Below are 871 nucleotides of genomic sequence, written 5' to 3' on the forward strand. Positions count from 1 at the left end.
CAATCTCGACGCAAAAAACATGTTCTTCTTCTATGCCACCGGCGTGACGCCAGCGATGACGATGAAGATGGTTGGTGAGGGTTCGCAGTACGCCGGTGCATTTGTGGATGCAAAGGGTAACCCCCTGGACGGCAGCAAAACGTACAGGCTGCACATGCCGCCCAACATTCCGGCCAAGGATTTCTGGTCGTTCACACTCTACGATAACCAGACACGCTCAATGCTCCAAACCGATCAACAATCTCCGGCTGTCGGTAGTCTCACCAAGGGATTGCTGGTCAATGCGGATGGTTCAGTGGACGTTTATTTCGGACCAAAGGCTCCCTCGGAGAAGGAATCAAACTGGGTGCAGACGATCCCGGGGAAGGGCTGGAACACCCTCTTGCGCCTCTACGGTCCGCTCGAACCTTGGTTCAACAGGACCTGGCGCCCCGGAGAGATTGAACCGATGTAGCCACTATCTGCATGCGATTGAGTTCGATCAAGTGCAGCCCCATTCATCCGCTTCTGGCCCGAAGTCGGCTGCAAGAAAGGGCAGAGCATGTCCGCTCTGCCCAGTTAGTTCAGACGTCGACTTGCTCTGCTATTGCAAGCGCATCGTCGACTTCAATTCCTAGGTATCGGACGGTGCTCTCGATTTTGGTGTGCCCCAGAAGCAGCTGCACGGCTCGCAGGTTGTCCGTGCGCCGCTAGATAAGGGTCGCTTTTGTTCGACGAAGCGAATGCGTTTCGGACAGGTGAGGATCCAATCCTATACCGGCCAGCCAGCTCCATAATAGCCGCACATATTGCCGAGCGGGCAGGCTGCTCCCGAGGCCTCTACGGCCGGTGAACAGACGGTTGCCAGGCTTCTTGCCCGTCGCCCTCAGGA

1 protein-coding gene is annotated in these 871 nt (G+C 56.6%); it reads left to right on the top strand.

Translation table 11 applies throughout. The features are described from left to right. The coding region (locus tag IVB27_RS34805) for a DUF1214 domain-containing protein (protein ID WP_247447242.1) at positions 1-454 on the top strand (454 nt) is incomplete at its 5' end. Positions 455-871: the final 417 nt, after the last annotated feature.

Source organism: Bradyrhizobium sp. 197, assembly GCF_023073375.1.
In the GTDB taxonomy this organism is placed as follows: Bacteria; Pseudomonadota; Alphaproteobacteria; order Rhizobiales; family Xanthobacteraceae; genus Bradyrhizobium.